General features: G+C 63.8%; 16 protein-coding genes. 11 read left to right on the top strand and 5 right to left on the bottom strand.

Going from position 1 to position 14,125, the window contains the following annotated elements; all coding sequences use genetic code 11:
• Positions 1-64 precede the first annotated feature (64 nt).
• A complete protein-coding gene (locus NHH88_14060; protein USX16840.1) occupies positions 65-316 on the bottom strand; it encodes a hypothetical protein in 252 nt (83 codons plus the stop codon).
• A 117-nt stretch (positions 317-433) separates the two neighbouring features.
• Between NHH88_14060 and NHH88_14055 the strand changes: the two genes are divergently transcribed.
• On the top strand, positions 434-895 hold the full coding sequence (locus NHH88_14055) for an Rrf2 family transcriptional regulator (protein USX16839.1): 462 nt from the start codon (positions 434-436) through the stop codon (positions 893-895).
• 15 nt (positions 896-910) lie between these two features.
• Here the strand turns inward: NHH88_14055 and NHH88_14050 are convergent, their stop codons facing one another.
• A complete protein-coding gene (locus NHH88_14050; GenBank protein USX16838.1) occupies positions 911-1,573 on the bottom strand; it encodes a GntR family transcriptional regulator in 663 nt (220 codons plus the stop codon).
• 158 nt (positions 1,574-1,731) lie between these two features.
• Here NHH88_14050 and dctP point away from each other — a divergent pair, with 158 nt between their 5' ends.
• From dctP to NHH88_14000, 10 genes are read left to right on the top strand one after another with little or no spacing between them, the layout of a single operon-like run.
• Entirely contained in the window at positions 1,732-2,748 is a 1,017-nt protein-coding gene (gene dctP, locus NHH88_14045; protein USX16837.1) for a TRAP transporter substrate-binding protein DctP, read from the top strand.
• Complete coding sequence (locus tag NHH88_14040; protein ID USX16836.1) at positions 2,745-3,308, top strand: TRAP transporter small permease; 564 nt, start codon at positions 2,745-2,747, stop codon at positions 3,306-3,308. Before dctP ends, NHH88_14040 begins: the two co-directional genes overlap by 4 nt.
• Complete coding sequence (locus NHH88_14035) at positions 3,305-4,654, top strand: TRAP transporter large permease (protein ID USX16835.1); 1,350 nt, start codon at positions 3,305-3,307, stop codon at positions 4,652-4,654. The genes NHH88_14040 and NHH88_14035 overlap by 4 nt, the downstream gene beginning before the upstream one ends.
• A complete protein-coding gene (gene mdcA / locus NHH88_14030) occupies positions 4,655-6,316 on the top strand; it encodes a malonate decarboxylase subunit alpha (protein ID USX16834.1) in 1,662 nt (553 codons plus the stop codon).
• Positions 6,317-6,326: 10 nt separating this feature from the next.
• Positions 6,327-6,641 (top strand): malonate decarboxylase acyl carrier protein, encoded by a 315-nt coding sequence (gene mdcC, locus NHH88_14025; protein USX16833.1) that lies wholly within the window; start codon positions 6,327-6,329, stop codon positions 6,639-6,641.
• Positions 6,638-7,576 carry a biotin-independent malonate decarboxylase subunit beta gene (locus NHH88_14020; GenBank protein USX16832.1) on the top strand — a complete coding sequence of 313 codons (939 nt, stop codon included), beginning with the start codon at positions 6,638-6,640 and terminating at the stop codon, positions 7,574-7,576. The genes mdcC and NHH88_14020 overlap by 4 nt, the downstream gene beginning before the upstream one ends.
• A 1-nt stretch (position 7,577) precedes the next feature.
• Entirely contained in the window at positions 7,578-8,294 is a 717-nt protein-coding gene (mdcE, locus tag NHH88_14015; protein ID USX16831.1) for a biotin-independent malonate decarboxylase subunit gamma, read from the top strand.
• Between the two features lie 10 nt (positions 8,295-8,304).
• Entirely contained in the window at positions 8,305-8,982 is a 678-nt protein-coding gene (mdcG, locus tag NHH88_14010) for a malonate decarboxylase holo-[acyl-carrier-protein] synthase (protein ID USX16830.1), read from the top strand.
• Positions 8,982-9,914, top strand: coding sequence for a triphosphoribosyl-dephospho-CoA synthase MdcB (mdcB, locus tag NHH88_14005; protein ID USX16829.1), 933 nt, complete (start codon positions 8,982-8,984; stop codon positions 9,912-9,914). Before mdcG ends, mdcB begins: the two co-directional genes overlap by 1 nt.
• 2 nt (positions 9,915-9,916) lie before the next feature.
• Entirely contained in the window at positions 9,917-10,840 is a 924-nt protein-coding gene (locus NHH88_14000; GenBank protein USX16828.1) for an acyltransferase domain-containing protein, read from the top strand.
• A gap of 3 nt (positions 10,841-10,843) precedes the next feature.
• Here the strand turns inward: NHH88_14000 and trxC are convergent, their stop codons facing one another.
• The 3 genes from trxC to NHH88_13985 form a co-directional block, all read right to left on the bottom strand.
• Entirely contained in the window at positions 10,844-11,302 is a 459-nt protein-coding gene (gene trxC / locus NHH88_13995; GenBank protein ID USX16827.1) for a thioredoxin TrxC, read from the bottom strand.
• Positions 11,303-11,420: 118 nt separating this feature from the next.
• Entirely contained in the window at positions 11,421-12,062 is a 642-nt protein-coding gene (locus tag NHH88_13990; protein ID USX16826.1) for a phasin family protein, read from the bottom strand.
• A 295-nt stretch (positions 12,063-12,357) separates the two neighbouring features.
• Complete coding sequence (locus NHH88_13985; GenBank protein ID USX16825.1) at positions 12,358-13,989, bottom strand: OFA family MFS transporter; 1,632 nt, start codon at positions 13,987-13,989, stop codon at positions 12,358-12,360.
• Positions 13,990-14,125 lie beyond the last annotated feature (136 nt).

Raw genomic sequence — 14,125 nt, 5'->3', positions numbered from 1 at the left:
GCGGCTCATAGATGGCCGATTACGGCGTTCCGCCTAATCCGCCCTACGTGTCTCTAGACCTGCCTTAAGGCCACGGGGCGGGATTCACATTCACATACTGGGCGCCGCCCTGCTCCGGCTCGCGGTCCGCCGGCAACCCGCCCGGCGCCTGCGCCGGATTGCGCAAGCCCAGTATCTCCTTGCGCGACTCGACAAAATCGGCGCTGGACAGCGGATTTTCCTTGTCCGGCCAATTCTCTTCCGCCCACTGCTGTAATTCCTCAAAACGCTGCCAAAGCTCGTTGACGAACTGGCGGCGCGTATCTTCGTTAACCATGGTTCCTCCTTGATGTTGACTAAGTCTGCGTTCCCTGGAAGCTATTGTCCGTACGCCCACGCACGAATATACATCCGCGGTTAGAATAGCGCCTTAAACTGTCTTAAGTACCCATCAATGCGACTGACCTCTTTTACCGACTATTCGCTGCGAACGCTGCTCTTCCTCAGCGCGAATCGGGATCGCCTGGTGACCATCCAGGATATCGCCGACCTGCATGTGATCTCGAAAAACCATTTGATGAAAGTGGTCTATCAGCTGGGCCAGTCCGGGCTGGTGGAGACGGTACGCGGCCGCAACGGCGGCCTGCGCCTCGGTAAGGAGCCGAAGGACATCAACATCGGCGCCCTGGTGCGGGCAACCGAGACGGATTTTTTCATGGCCGAGTGCTTCGACCGCGCCAACGATACCTGTCCGCTGACGCCGGACTGCCGCCTCAAACATACGCTCAACGACGCCACCAAAGCCTTCCTGGACGTGTTGGACAAACAGACCCTGGCCGACATGCTACCTGCCGATCCGGCCAGCTCCAACATCAAACCGGTGCGCATCATGCGCGGCGCAGCCAGCCAGGAGTAATCCAGCGCGGCGAAATTAAGCCGCGTCCTGCGTCAACTGCGGCAGGGACGCCATCAGGTCCGAAAAGCGCTGCCCCTGTATCATCACGTGATCGCGCAGCAGCCGCGCCGCCAGGTCGCCGTCACCGGACACGATGGCCTGCACCACCCCTTCATGCTCCCGATAGGAATTGGCCAGCCGGTCGCGCACGCGCAGCTGCAGGCGGCGATATGGCCGCAGGCGCCGGTACAGATTGCGCGTCTGCTCGATCAAGAACTGGTTATGGCTGCCGGCGTAGATCGCCTCGTGGAACACTTCGTTCTTGTAGTAATAGTCATCCGGCTCGTGCGCCTGCATCGCCGCCAGGCAGGCCTCGTGTGCCGCCAGCAAAGCCTTCTGCTCCTCCGGCGTCATGCGCCGCGCCGCCAGCCGGCCGCAGGTCGACTCCAGTTCCGACATCACCTCGAACATCTCCACCAGCTGCTGCGGCCCCAATTCGGCCACGATGGCGCCGCGCCGTGGCCGGATCACCACCAGCCCCATTGACGCCAGCTGTATCAGCGTTTCGCGGATCGGCGTGCGCGAGACGCCGAAGCGCGTCGCCAGTTCGGTCTCGTCCAGATGCTGGCCGGGCTTGAACACGCCGACCGCGATCATTTCTTCTATTTGTTCGCGCAAGCTTGCGGAATGGTTAGTCATGGGTTTGCGATGCCTCCGTAATACAGGCTTCATTATAAATGCGAATTTGACCTTGACAATGTATCCACGGTGAACGATCTTGTATACATAAAAAAGAAGATTGCATATCGTATGCAATAAAGATAATATTTCTAGACATCAATTTCTTGGAGGAATGTATGACCACTTTTACCCGCAGGTCCGTACTCGCCGCACTGGCCACAAGCCCGTTGTTGTTTCAACCAGCATGGGCGCAGACGAAGACGCTCAAAATCTCCCATCAGTTCCCGGGCGGGACGATCAACGAAGGCGACTTCCGCGACCGCATGACCCGCATGTTCGCGGCAGAAGTGGAAAAACGCTCCAAGGGCGCGATGAAATTCGAGATTTATCCGGGTTCCTCGCTGATGAAGACCAACGCCCAGTTCTCGGCCATGCGCAAAGGCGCGCTCGATCTGTCGCTGGTGCCGCTGTCGTATGCCGGCGGCGAAGTCCCCGAGGTGAACATCGGCCTGATGCCGGGGCTGGTGACGTCATACGAACAGGCGTACAGCTGGAAGAACGCCGAAGTGGGCAAGGAACTCAGTCGCATCCTGTACGAAAAAGGCATCGTGCTGGTGAGCTGGATCTGGCAGGCCGGCGGCGTCGCCTCGCGCACCAAGCCGGTGGTCGATCCGGATGACGCCAAGGGCATGAAGATACGCGGCGGCTCGCGCGAGATGGACCTGATCCTCAAGGCCGCAGGCGCCGCCGTGGTGTCGCTGCCGTCGAACGAAATCTACGCCGCCATGCAGACCGGCGCGATGGAAGCGGCGCTGACCTCCTCCACCTCGCTGATCTCGTTCCGCCTCGAAGAAGTATCGAAGGCGCTGACCACGGGCCGCAACGGCGCCTACTGGTTCATGTTCGAGCCGCTGATGATGTCGCGCGCGATCTTCGACAAGCTGCCGAAGGACCAGCAGCAGCTGATCCTGACCGTCGGCGCCGAGCTTGAGGCCTTCGCCATGAAATCGGCCAAGGCCGACGACATCCAGGTGGCCGCCGTCTATCAGAAAGTCGGCGCCAAGGTGGTCGACCTGAACCCGGCCGTGGTGAAAAAATGGCAGGCCATCGCCCGCACCACCGCCTGGAAGGATTACGGCGAAAAGAACGATAACTGCGCCAAACTGCTGAAGCTGGCGGAGCAAACGCTATGAGCCACGGCTTCGAGCTGGAGCCGGGCCGCGGCCCCGCGCCGCCCGACAACGCCATCGTGGCGGCGGCGACCGCGCTGCTCGACCGCCTGAACCGCGCGTTGCTGCTGCTGTCGATGATCGCGCTGGTGCTCACCGCCATCGTGCTGACCTATTCGGTGGTGTCGCGTTACTTCTTCAACGCGCCGACCGACTGGCAGGACGAGGCGTCGGTGTTCATGCTGGTCGGCGTGACGTTCTTCTGCACGGCCTTCGTGCAGTCGCATCGCGGCCATATCGGCATCGAGGCGGTGGCTTCGCTGCTGCCGCGCGGCGTCAACGCGGCGCGCCTGCTGTTCGTCGACCTGGTCTCGGCGCTGTTCTGCGCCTTCTTCGCGTGGAAATCGTGGGCGCTGTTCCACGAAGCCTGGGTCGATGGCCAGACCACGTCGTCGACCTTCGCGCCGCCGCTGTGGATACCGTACTCGATGATGGCCGCCGGCATGACCTTGCTGACCCTCCAGATCGTGCTGCAAACACTGGCAAGAATGACCAATAAACCAACAGTGGAGCGTGCGGCATGAGCGAACTGACTCTGGGCGCGCTGTATGGCGCCGTCACCCTGGTGGTGATGTTCTCCGGGATGCCGATCGCCTTCGCCCTTGGGGTGGTGGCGACGGGCTTCATGTACTTCTTCATGCCCTCCTCCTCGCTCGACACGATCACGCAGAACGTCTACGAGGAGATGGCGTCGATCACGCTGCTGTCGATCCCACTGTTCATCCTGAAGGGCGCGGCCATCGGCAAATCACCGGCCGGCAAGGACCTGTACTCCGCCATCCACACGTGGATGCACAAGGTTCCCGGCGGCCTGGGTATCGCCAACGTGTTCGCCTGCGCGCTGTTCGCCGCCATGGCCGGTTCGTCGCCGGCCACCTGCTCGGCCATCGGCTCGGCGGGGATACCGGAAATGCGCAAACGCGGCTACTCGCCCGGTTTCGCGGCCGGCATCATCGCCGCCGGCGGCACGCTGGGCATCCTGCTGCCGCCGTCGATCACGATGATCCTGTACGCGGTCGCCGCCGAGCAATCGCTGGGCCGCCTTTTCCTGGCCGGTATCGGTCCCGGCGTCCTGCTGGTCGCGCTGTTCGCCGGCTACGCCGTCTACCGCGCGCAGAAGGAATACAAAATGGCGCTGGCCATCTACCAGAACGGCGGCGAAAAGTCGCCCTACCTGGAGGACGAGCATTTCACCTTGAAGCAAAAAGTGGAAATGCTGCCGCGCGTGCTGCCGTTCATCGTGCTGCTGATCGGCGTGATGGTCGCGCTCTACGGCGGTTTCGCCACCCCGTCCGAGACGGCGGGCCTGGGCGCGCTGCTGGCGATGGTGCTGCTGGCCGTGATCTACGGCGTGTGGAAGCCGAAGGACCTGTCCCCCATCCTCAGCTCATCGATCAAGGAATCGACGATGCTATTGCTGATCATAGGGATGTCGCTGCTGTACTCCTACGTGATGAGCTATCTGCACATCAGCCAGTCGGCCGCGAACTGGGTGGTCAGCCTGCACCTGTCGAAATGGCTGCTGTTGACGGTGATTTTGCTGATGGTGGTCGTCTTCGGCTTCTTCCTGCCCCCGGTTTCGATTATCCTGATGACGGCGCCGATCATCCTGCCGCCATTGAAAGACGCGGGTTTCGACCTGATCTGGTTTGGCGTGGTGATGACCGTGGTGATGGAAATGGGCTTGATCCATCCGCCGGTGGGGCTCAATATATTCGTTATCAAGAACATCGCGCCAGACATACCGCTCAAGGATGTGATCTGGGGCGTGTTCCCCTTCCTGGTGCTGATGTTCGTGGCGGTGATTTTGTTATGCCTGTTCCCGTCCATCGCCACAGGCCTGCCTGACATGATTATGGGAGCAAAGTAAATGACAGTCGCCGCATGGAACACCTTGCAGCTTAACCGCGCCGCACGACTCAAGCGCGCCGGCACGGCACTGGGCACCGACCTGACGGGCAAAAGCCTGCCGGCCGCGCGCATCGCCGATCTGCTGCACGCGGTGATCGAATGCGGCGACCGTGTTTGCCTTGAAGGGAATAACCAGAAACAGGCCGACTTCCTCGGCCACGCGCTCGCGCATCTGAATCCGGAAAGGGTCAACGACCTGCACATGCTGCAGTCGGTGCTGGCGCTGCCGGAGCATCTGGATGTGTTCGAGCGCGGCGTCGCCTCCAAGCTGGACTTTTCGTTCTCCGGCCCGCAGGCGGCGCGCGTGGCGCGGCTGGCGTCGGCCGGCAAACTGAATATCGGCGCGATCCACACTTATCTGGAGCTGTTCAGCCGCTACTTCATCGACCTGCCGCCGCGCGTGTGTCTGATCGCGGCGGAGGCGGCCGACCGCCACGGCAACCTGTACACCGGCCCGAACACCGAGGACACGCCGGCCATCGTCGAGGCGACCGCCTTCAAGCAGGGCATCGTCATCGTCCAGGTCAACCGCATCGTCGACAGCGTGCCGCGCGTCGACGTGCCGGGCGACTGGGTCGATTTCGTCGTGCAGTCGCCCCGTCCCTACTATATCGAACCGCTGTTCACGCGCGATCCGGCGCAGATCTCGGAAATCCAGGTGCTGATGGCGATGATGGCCATCAAAGGCATCTACGCCGAATACGGCGTGCAGCGCCTGAACCACGGCATCGGCTTCGACACCGCCGCCATCGAACTGCTGCTGCCGACCTACGCCGAGTCGCTCGGCCTGCGCGGCAAGATCGGCAAGCATTGGGCGCTCAACCCGCACCCGGCGCTGATTCCGGCGATCGAAGCAGGCTTCGTGCAATCGGTCCATTCGTTCGGCTCGGAGCTGGGCATGGAGGACTACATCCATGCGCGGCCCGACGTCTTCGCCATCGGCCCCGACGGCACGATGCGCAGCAACCGCGCCATGTGCCAGGCCGCCGGACACTACGCCTGCGACATGTTCATCGGCTCGACCCTGCAAATCGATTTGCAGGGCAATTCGTCGACGGCGACGGCGGGCCGCATCTCCGGCTTCGGCGGCGCCTCCAACATGGGCGCGGACGCGCGCGGACGGCGCCACGCCAGTCCGGCGTGGCTGAAGGCGGGCCAGCAGGCGCGCGAAGGCCGCAACACGATCCCGCGCGGCCAGAAGCTGGTGGTGCAGATGGTGGAGACCTTCCGCGAACATATGCAGCCGGCCTTTGTCGAAAAACTCGACGCCTGGGAGTTGATGGAACAGGCCAAAATGGCGATTCCGCCCGTGATGATCTACGGCGACGACGTCACCCACATCCTGACCGAGGAAGGCATCGCCAACCTGCTGCTGTGCCGCACCGACGAGGAGCGCGAGCAGGCGATACGCGGCGTGGCCGGCTACACACCGGTCGGACTGGGACGCGACGCGCGCATGGTGGAAAATCTGCGCGATCGTGGCATCATTCAGCGTGCGGAGGACCTCGGCGTCGACAAGCGCCTTGCCACACGCGACCTGCTGGCCGCCCGCAATATGAAAGACCTGGTGCGCGCATCGGGCGGTTTGTATCAGCCGCCCAAGCGTTTCCGCAACTGGTAAAGGAATAACTATGGAAACCCTGAACTACCGATTCGAGCAAGGAACCCGCCGCCTCAGGACCGATCCGCAAGTGGTCGGCGTGGTCGGTTCCGGTAATCTGGAAGTGCTGATCGAGCCGGCGGCGCTCGATGGCGCCTGCACCATCGAGATCACCACGGCGGCGGTGGGCTTCGGCCCTATCTGGCAAGCCGTGATGAACGATTTCCACGCGCGCTGGCTGCTGGCTGACACCCGCATCTCGATCAACGACATGGGCGCGACGCCGGCCGTCGTCAGCCTGCGGCTCGACCAGGCCGTGCAAACCATGCTGGGAGACGCATCGTGACCACTGCCTTGAACCCCGACGTGAATCCAATCCGCGCCGTCAGCTATCAGGAGGCGACCGCGCGCGAGCGCCTCCACCAGTTGTTCGATCCAGGCAGCTTCGAGGAATTCCTGCCGCCGTCCAAACGCGTCATCAGTCCGCACCTGGGTCAGCTCAACGCGCCGGTGGCCTTCGACGACGGCGTTGCCGTCGGCCGCGCCCTGCTGGGCGGCGTGCCGGTCTACACGGCCGCGCAGGAAGGTGGTTTCATGGGCGGCGCCGTGGGCGAGGTCCATGGCGCCAAACTGGTCGGCCTGCTGCGCCGCGCCGTCGCCGACAAGGTCTCGGCCGTGGTGCTGCTGGTGGAATCGGGCGGCGTGCGCCTGCACGAGGCCAACGCCGGCCTGATCGCGGTGTCGGAAGTGATGCGCGCCCTGCTCGACGCGCGCGCCGCCGGCGTGCCGGTGATCGTGCTGGTGGGTGGTTCCAACGGCGCCTTCGGCGGCATGGGCATCGTCTCGCGCTGCGCCAATGTGGTGGTGATGTCGGAGGAAGGCCGGCTGGCGATGTCCGGTCCGGAAGTGATCGAAACTGCCAACGGCGTCGAGGAATTCGATTCGCGCGACCGCGCGCTGGTCTGGCGCAGCACCGGCGGCAAGCACCGCTATTTGATGGGCGACTGCCAGCGCATCGTCGCCGACGATATCGCGGCCTTCCGCGCCGCCGCCCAAGAGGCGGTGGCGCAGTATACCAACGCTGGCCAGCCGGCCGAGCTGTCGCTGGAGGCGCTGGAAACCGAGCAGCGGATGCTCGACGAGCGCATCACGCGCTTCGGCGCCCTGCCCGATCCGGTCGACATCTGGACCGCGATGCAGATACCCGACGCGGCCAACGTGCCGATGCTGGAAGTGGACAGTTTTATCGCGGCAGCCGCAACGCGCCGCATGGGAGCCTGACATGGATTGGAAAAAACTGGCGGCTTCCCTGTTCCCGCAAGGTCATACGATCGTGGAGAAGGACGATTTCCTTTCCGGTAGCGGACAGGTGGACGGCCAAACGGTCGCGGTGATCGGCACCACCGGCCACACACCGATCGGCGTGGAGATCGCGCTGGCGCAGGCCAAGGCGATACTGCAAACGGTGCGCGAAGCGCCCGGCAGGCCGATACTGATGCTGATCGATACACAAGGCCAGCGTTTGCGTCATCGCGACGAAATGTTGGGCATCAATAGCTACATGGCGCACCTTGGAAAGTGCGTCGACCTGGCGCGGCGCAAAGGCCACAAGATCGTCGGTCTGGTGTACGACCAGGCCTTGTCGGGTGGGTTCATCACCAGCGGCCTGATGGCCGACGCCTGCTACGCCCTGCCCGACGCCACCATCCGCGTCATGGGTTTGCCGGCGATGGCGCGGATCACCAAAGTGCCGGAGGAACGCTTGACGGAACTGGCGCAAAGTAATCCCGTGTTCGCGCCCGGACCGGAGAACTACCTGCGCATGGGTGGCCTGCAGGCGATCTGGGAGGGTGATCTGGGGGCGCAACTCACAGCGGCGCTGGCGGAACCGACCACCGGCGACCGGCGCAGCGCGCTGGGGCTGGAACGCGGCGGGCGACGCCTGGCGCAGCCGGTGATCGAAGCCGTCATGACGGACAGCGATGTACACGCCGCCTGAGAAAACAGGCATGACCACGACAGCCGTTCCCGGCTTGGAGCGGCACATGCTGGTCTGGCTCGACGAAGCTGGCTGGAACGCCGCACAGGCGATTACGGAGCCGCAGCCGAAGATGGCCTTCAGGCTGTGGCAAAGCCAGTCCTGGCCGGTCATCGCGCGGCGTGCCGACGCCAACGCGGCGTCGGATGAAATTTGTCTCGGATTGCCTTTACCTCCCGACGAAGACAGCGGCGAGAAGGTGCGCATTTCGCTGCGCGTGCTTGCGGCACATATCAAAAAAGCGACGCCCGCGATTGAGCTGGCGTCCGTCGTACGCATCATGTCGGGGCCCCTGCGCGCGCCGCTCGCCGCGTTGGAACACGATGCCGCCGATATGCATCTACGCATCTACGGTTCGCTGGCGATGGAAGCCATCACCGGTCTGCCCTACGTATCGCCGACATCGGACGCCGACATCCTGTTCCACCCGACCAGCCGGCGTCAATTGGAGGACGGCATCGCGGTGCTGTCGCGCCACGCCGCGCTGCTGCCGCTCGACGGCGAAATCGTTTTTCCCGGCGGCGCTGCCGTTTCGTGGAAGGAGTGGCAAATGGCGATCGAGCATCCGGCCAAGGTGCTAGTCAAGGAGCTGCGCGCGGTGCGCCTGGCGGATACGGCGTCGCTGCTGTCGCTACTGGAACCGTCGTGATGCGCCCCACCCTCCCTGCAACCCGTCCGCGCGCGCGCATTCCACACGCCGCGCCAAGACAGTTAAGCGCGAATGAGCGACGACGCCACGCCTGCGAGATCGCTCGGTTGGCCGTCGCCAGCCTGTACACAGAACTATGCCTGTATCCGAAACCGGGGCTGGTGTCGCTGGTCGATTCGGGCAGCCATAGCGACATGAACGCCGCCACCTTCATGCGCAGCCTGTTCTCGCTGCGTCACTATTTCAGGAACATCTGCCTGGCGGGATTAGCCGACGCGCCTTTCGCTCAATTGAAGCAACTTGGCATCGCGGCGGAAAAGGCGATGCTGAAAGCGACGCGAGGCATCAACACCCATCGCGGCGCCATCTTCAGCCTCGGGCTGCTGTGCGCGGCGGCGGGGCGCGCGCGCGCCCAAGGTACGCCGATGACGCCGGCCGCGCTGCGCGCCACCATGCTGATACGCTGGGGCGAGGAACTGGCGATGCATGCCAGCGCACCACCCACACCGGCCGCCGCGACCAGCAACGGCCTGCGCGTGGCGGCGCAGTACGCGGCGAGCGGCGCGCGGGAGGAAGGCGCGCTTGGCCTGCCGTCGGTATTCGAGATCGGCGTGCCGGCCTTGCAGGCCTCGCGCGCACGCGGCGCCACGATGACGATGGCCCGCATCGACGCGCTGTTCGCGTTGATGGCACACATCAGCGACAGCAACGTCTATCACCGCGCCGGCCCGCAAGGCGCGCAAACGGTGAGGGAGCACGCGCAGCGCTTTATTGAAGCCGGCGGCACCGCGAACGCCGACTGGCTCGGACAGGCGCTGGCCAGCCATCAGGTATTCGTACAACGGCGACTTTCGCCGGGTGGCGCCGCCGATCTGCTGGCGGCAAGCTGCCTTGTGCAATCCATCGCCGCGCTGGACGCGGACAGGCGGTAGCGATGTCGTATGGCGCCCAATCACGTCTGCTGCTGCTCTGCCCCGGCCAGGGTGGGCAGCACGCGGAGATGTTCGACCTGGCGCGCACCAGCGCCAGCGCGGCCGCCCTGCTCGACCGCCTGTGCGCCGCCATGCCGCAGGTTTTCGATGGCGAGGACATTTACGTCAACAGCAACGCGCAGCCGTTGATCGTGGCCGCGACCTTGGGCATGTGGGAAGCGATCCGGGACTTCACGCAGCAACCGGCGCTGGTCGCCGGGTACAGCATCGGCGAATTGTCGGCGTATGGCGTGGCCGGCGCATTCACCGCCGCTACGGCGACCGAACTGGCGGCTCAACGCGCGCGACTGATGGACGCGTGCCTGGCGATGCATCCGGGCCAGGTATTGCTGGCATTATCTGGTTTGAGCTCAAAACGGCTCGACGAACTGGCGACAGCGCACGCCTTCCACATCAGCATAGAAACGGGCGACGACGCCTGTATCGCCGGCGGTTCGGTTCAAACAGCGCAGGCGTTGGAGTCGGCCGTCGTCGCTGCGGGAGGACGATGCATGCGGCTGCCGGTCGAAGTCGCATCGCACACGCCATTCATGCGCGACGCCGTGCGGCCGTTCGCCGACGCGCTGCGGCAAACAGCGTTCGGCCCGATGGCCGCGCCGGTGTTGGCCGGGATCACTGCGACGGCTGTCGATAGAAAAGAGCAAGCGGTGGAGCTGCTGTCACGCCAGATGGCGGAAAAGATCCGCTGGCTCGCCTGCATGGACGCCTGCGCCGAAGCCGGCATCACCTACGCGCTGGAATTGGGGCCGGGATCGGCGCTAACGAAGATGCTGCAAGCGCGGCACCCGCACATCAACACCCGTTCGATCGCCGATTTCCGCACATTGGACGGCATCCGAAAATGGCTGGACCGCGCGGCGGAATAATCATCACCGATTATTTTGCGTCGCCCACGCGACGATGTTGGATGCGTCCATCGCGCCCGGCTGGCGCGCGATTTCCCGGCCGCCCCTGAACAACGCCAACGTCGGAATGCTGCGGATCGCGTAGCGCGCCGACAAATCCTGCGCCTCTTCGGTATTCACCTTGACGACACGGAATTGCGGCTCCAGCCGCTGGGTCGCCTGTGCGTAGAACGGCGCCATCGTGCGGCATGGGCCGCACCACGGCGCCCAGAAGTCCACCAGCACCGGAATATCGCTGCGTTCGATATGCTTGCCGAAGCGCGCGCTCGACAGATCGACCGGCTGGCCCGTGAACAGCGCGCGCTGGCACTTGCCGCACACCGGCTCGGCCGACAGCCGGGCGGCCGGCACGCGGTTGACCGCGTCGCAATGTGGACAAACAATATGCAGCGATTCCGGCTGCGCGGTGGTGGAAGTTGTCATACCCTATCTCCAGACAGCATAAGCTGGCCATGATAAAGCATGAGCGAAAAAAATGCCGCGCGCGGCGATCCTCGATCCCGCACACGGCAAATCTCGTCTTATTTTACTGCAACCGGTATCAAGTTTCCTTGCGGGCTCCGGCTTGCTTGCTGCCCTGGGCGGCCGCCTGCGCCGCCGTTTGTGCTTGTGATGCCTGACCGCCTTGCATGCTGCCTGCCTGGCCTTCGGCGCCGTTCTGGCCGGCGCTCTGCAGCGACTGGCTGCCGCGCACTTCGGTGCCGCGCGACTGGCGCGAACCGTCAAACTGGTTCATGAACGGATCGGTGAACTTGCTGACCGCGTCCTGCTGGCTGCGCAGGTTCTTTTCCGTTTCTTCCGACGTTACGCGCGCCACCTCGTCGGCCAGGGCCCGGGCGGTGCGGCTGGTTTCCTGTACGTGCTCTTCGGCTACTTTGGACAGGTCAACCTGGGTGTCGGCGGCAATACGCGACAGGTGCTGCTGGTAGGCGCGCAGCTTTTCCGCTGCCGGCTGGGCGTGCGCCGCCGCTGCGGCCATCGCTTCGGTCGGGCGATTCGCGGTGATGAATTTCTGGCCGCTCATCGTGCTTTCTTCCAGCATGGTTTGCGCCAGTTGGATATTGAGGTCGCTGTATTGCTGAACGGTACGGAACAAGGATTTCGACATGTCGTTGAAGAACGACAACTGCGCTTCCAGATGAGTTCTGGCGGCTGGGGTGACTGACTGGGAAAATGGATACATAAGTATGCCTCGAAAAGAAAGTAAAAGGTTGCCTTGAAATCTAGCGATGGTGTCGATCCGGTCTTCGACGACGCGTCTGCAGCGCGAATGCCAAGGCTACGTCAGCCCGACACGCGCTATATGATCTAGATCAAAGGTGCACCGAACCGCCTTCTCGACAAACGGACTGCCTGTTTTGCTCTCCGTCAGCAAAAATGCTGCCGGCCAATGACAAGCCGCAACATCCGGGCGATAAAAAAAGGGCCGGCCCAGCACAAGCTGAACCGGCCCCGTCGCCCTCCAGGAGGCTACGGCCTTACTTGAACAAGACCGAAGCCTTCTGCACCGTGATCGAGATGCCGATGGCCATCGGGATGCCCACCGCCAGCCAGCCGAAAGCGACCGCGATCGGGCTGGTGGTGCCGCCCGCCGCAGCGGCCGCGCCGGTCGATGCGGCCGCGTCGCGCTCGTGCGCCAGCTTCTTCTCGGCCGCCAGTTCGGCGTCGGTCATGAAGTGCTTGTCGGCGATCGGACGCACCAGCAGGTTGCACACCAGGCCGACCAGCAGCAGGCCCGCCAGCACATACATCGTGAAGTCGTAGGCCTGCGCCTTCGGCACGCCGTTGGCGATCTGGTACTCGCGCACGTAGTTGACCAGGATCGGGCCGAACACGCCGGCGGCAGCCCACGCCGTCAGCAGGCGGCCGTGGATGGCGCCGACCATCTGCGTGCCGAACAAGTCGGCCAGGTAGGCCGGCACGGTGGCGAAGCCGCCGCCGTACATCGACAGGATGATGCAGAAGAAGCCGACGAACAGCGCCAGATGGCCGCCGTGCGCCATCGAAGGAATCGACGCGTACAGCGTGAAGCCCAGCACGAAGAAGATACCGTAGGTGACTTTACGGCCCAGGAAGTCGGAGCACGACGCCCACACGAAACGGCCGCCGATATTAAACAGCGACAGCAGGCCGGTGAAGCCGGCGGCGATGGCGGCGATCTGGCCTTTCTGCGCCAGGGTCAACTCGTTGAACGCGGTGGTCACGCCCAGCAACTGGCCGCCGAAGATCTCCTGCAGCAGCGGCGAAGCCATGCCCAGGATGCCGATACCGGCCGTCACGTTCAGACACAGGACCAGCCACACCAGCCAGAATTGCGGGATGCCCCACACTTTGCTGGCGTGGACGTGGCGGGTGGTGATCATGGCGTTGGCGTTGGTCGCCGGCGGCGTCCAGCCGGCCGGTTTCCAGCCGGTGGCCGGCACGCGGTACGACAGCGCGCCCGCCATCATGAAGACGAAGTAGATCGCCGCCATGGCCAAGAAGGTTTGCCAGACGCCGACGCCGCCGGCGGTGGCGAAGTGCTTCATCAGCATGTCGGCCAGCGGTGCGCCGATCATCGCGCCGCCGCCAAAGCCCATGATGGCCATGCCGGTCGCCATGCCGCGACGGTCCGGGAACCATTTGATCAGGGTCGACACCGGCGAGATGTAGCCCAGACCGAGTCCGATACCGCCGATCACGCCGGAACCGATCCACATCAGCCAGATCTGGTGGTGATAGACGCCCAGCGCCGAAATCACCAAACCACCGCACCAGCACAGCGCCGACACGACGCCCGCTTTGCGCGGACCGGCGTGTTCCAGCCAGCCGCCGAACAGCCATGCGGACAGGCCGAGGAAGACGAAGAACATCGTGTACATCCAGCCGAGCATCGAGATCTGCCAGTCGCAGGTCGACGACAGGATACGGGCCATCAAATCCATCTCGGCCGCGCAGGCCAGCGGCTCGGTGACGCCGACGGCGCGCGACAGCGGCAGCCAGAACACCGAGAAACCGTAGGCCATACCGATGCAAAGGTGGATCGCCAAGGCCGCCGGCGGAACCAGCCAGCGGTTGAAGCCGGAACCCGCTATGGTGCGGTCCTTCTCCAGAAAATCAAAAAACGCCATGTTTACTACTCCCCTGATTATTTCTTAAAACCAACTAAGGGGCGCAGAGTAGCATAGATACAGCGGTTTTTAAACCAATATATTGTCTAACGGTCTAGTTAACGTACATCCCGGCAATAAATGAGCTAAACTGGAA

Source organism: Oxalobacteraceae bacterium OTU3CAMAD1, assembly GCA_024123915.1.
In the GTDB taxonomy this organism is placed as follows: Bacteria; Pseudomonadota; Gammaproteobacteria; order Burkholderiales; family Burkholderiaceae_D; genus Rugamonas.
The sequence above is the reverse complement of the archived record's forward strand: the minus strand, read 5'-3'. Positions and strand labels throughout refer to the sequence as shown.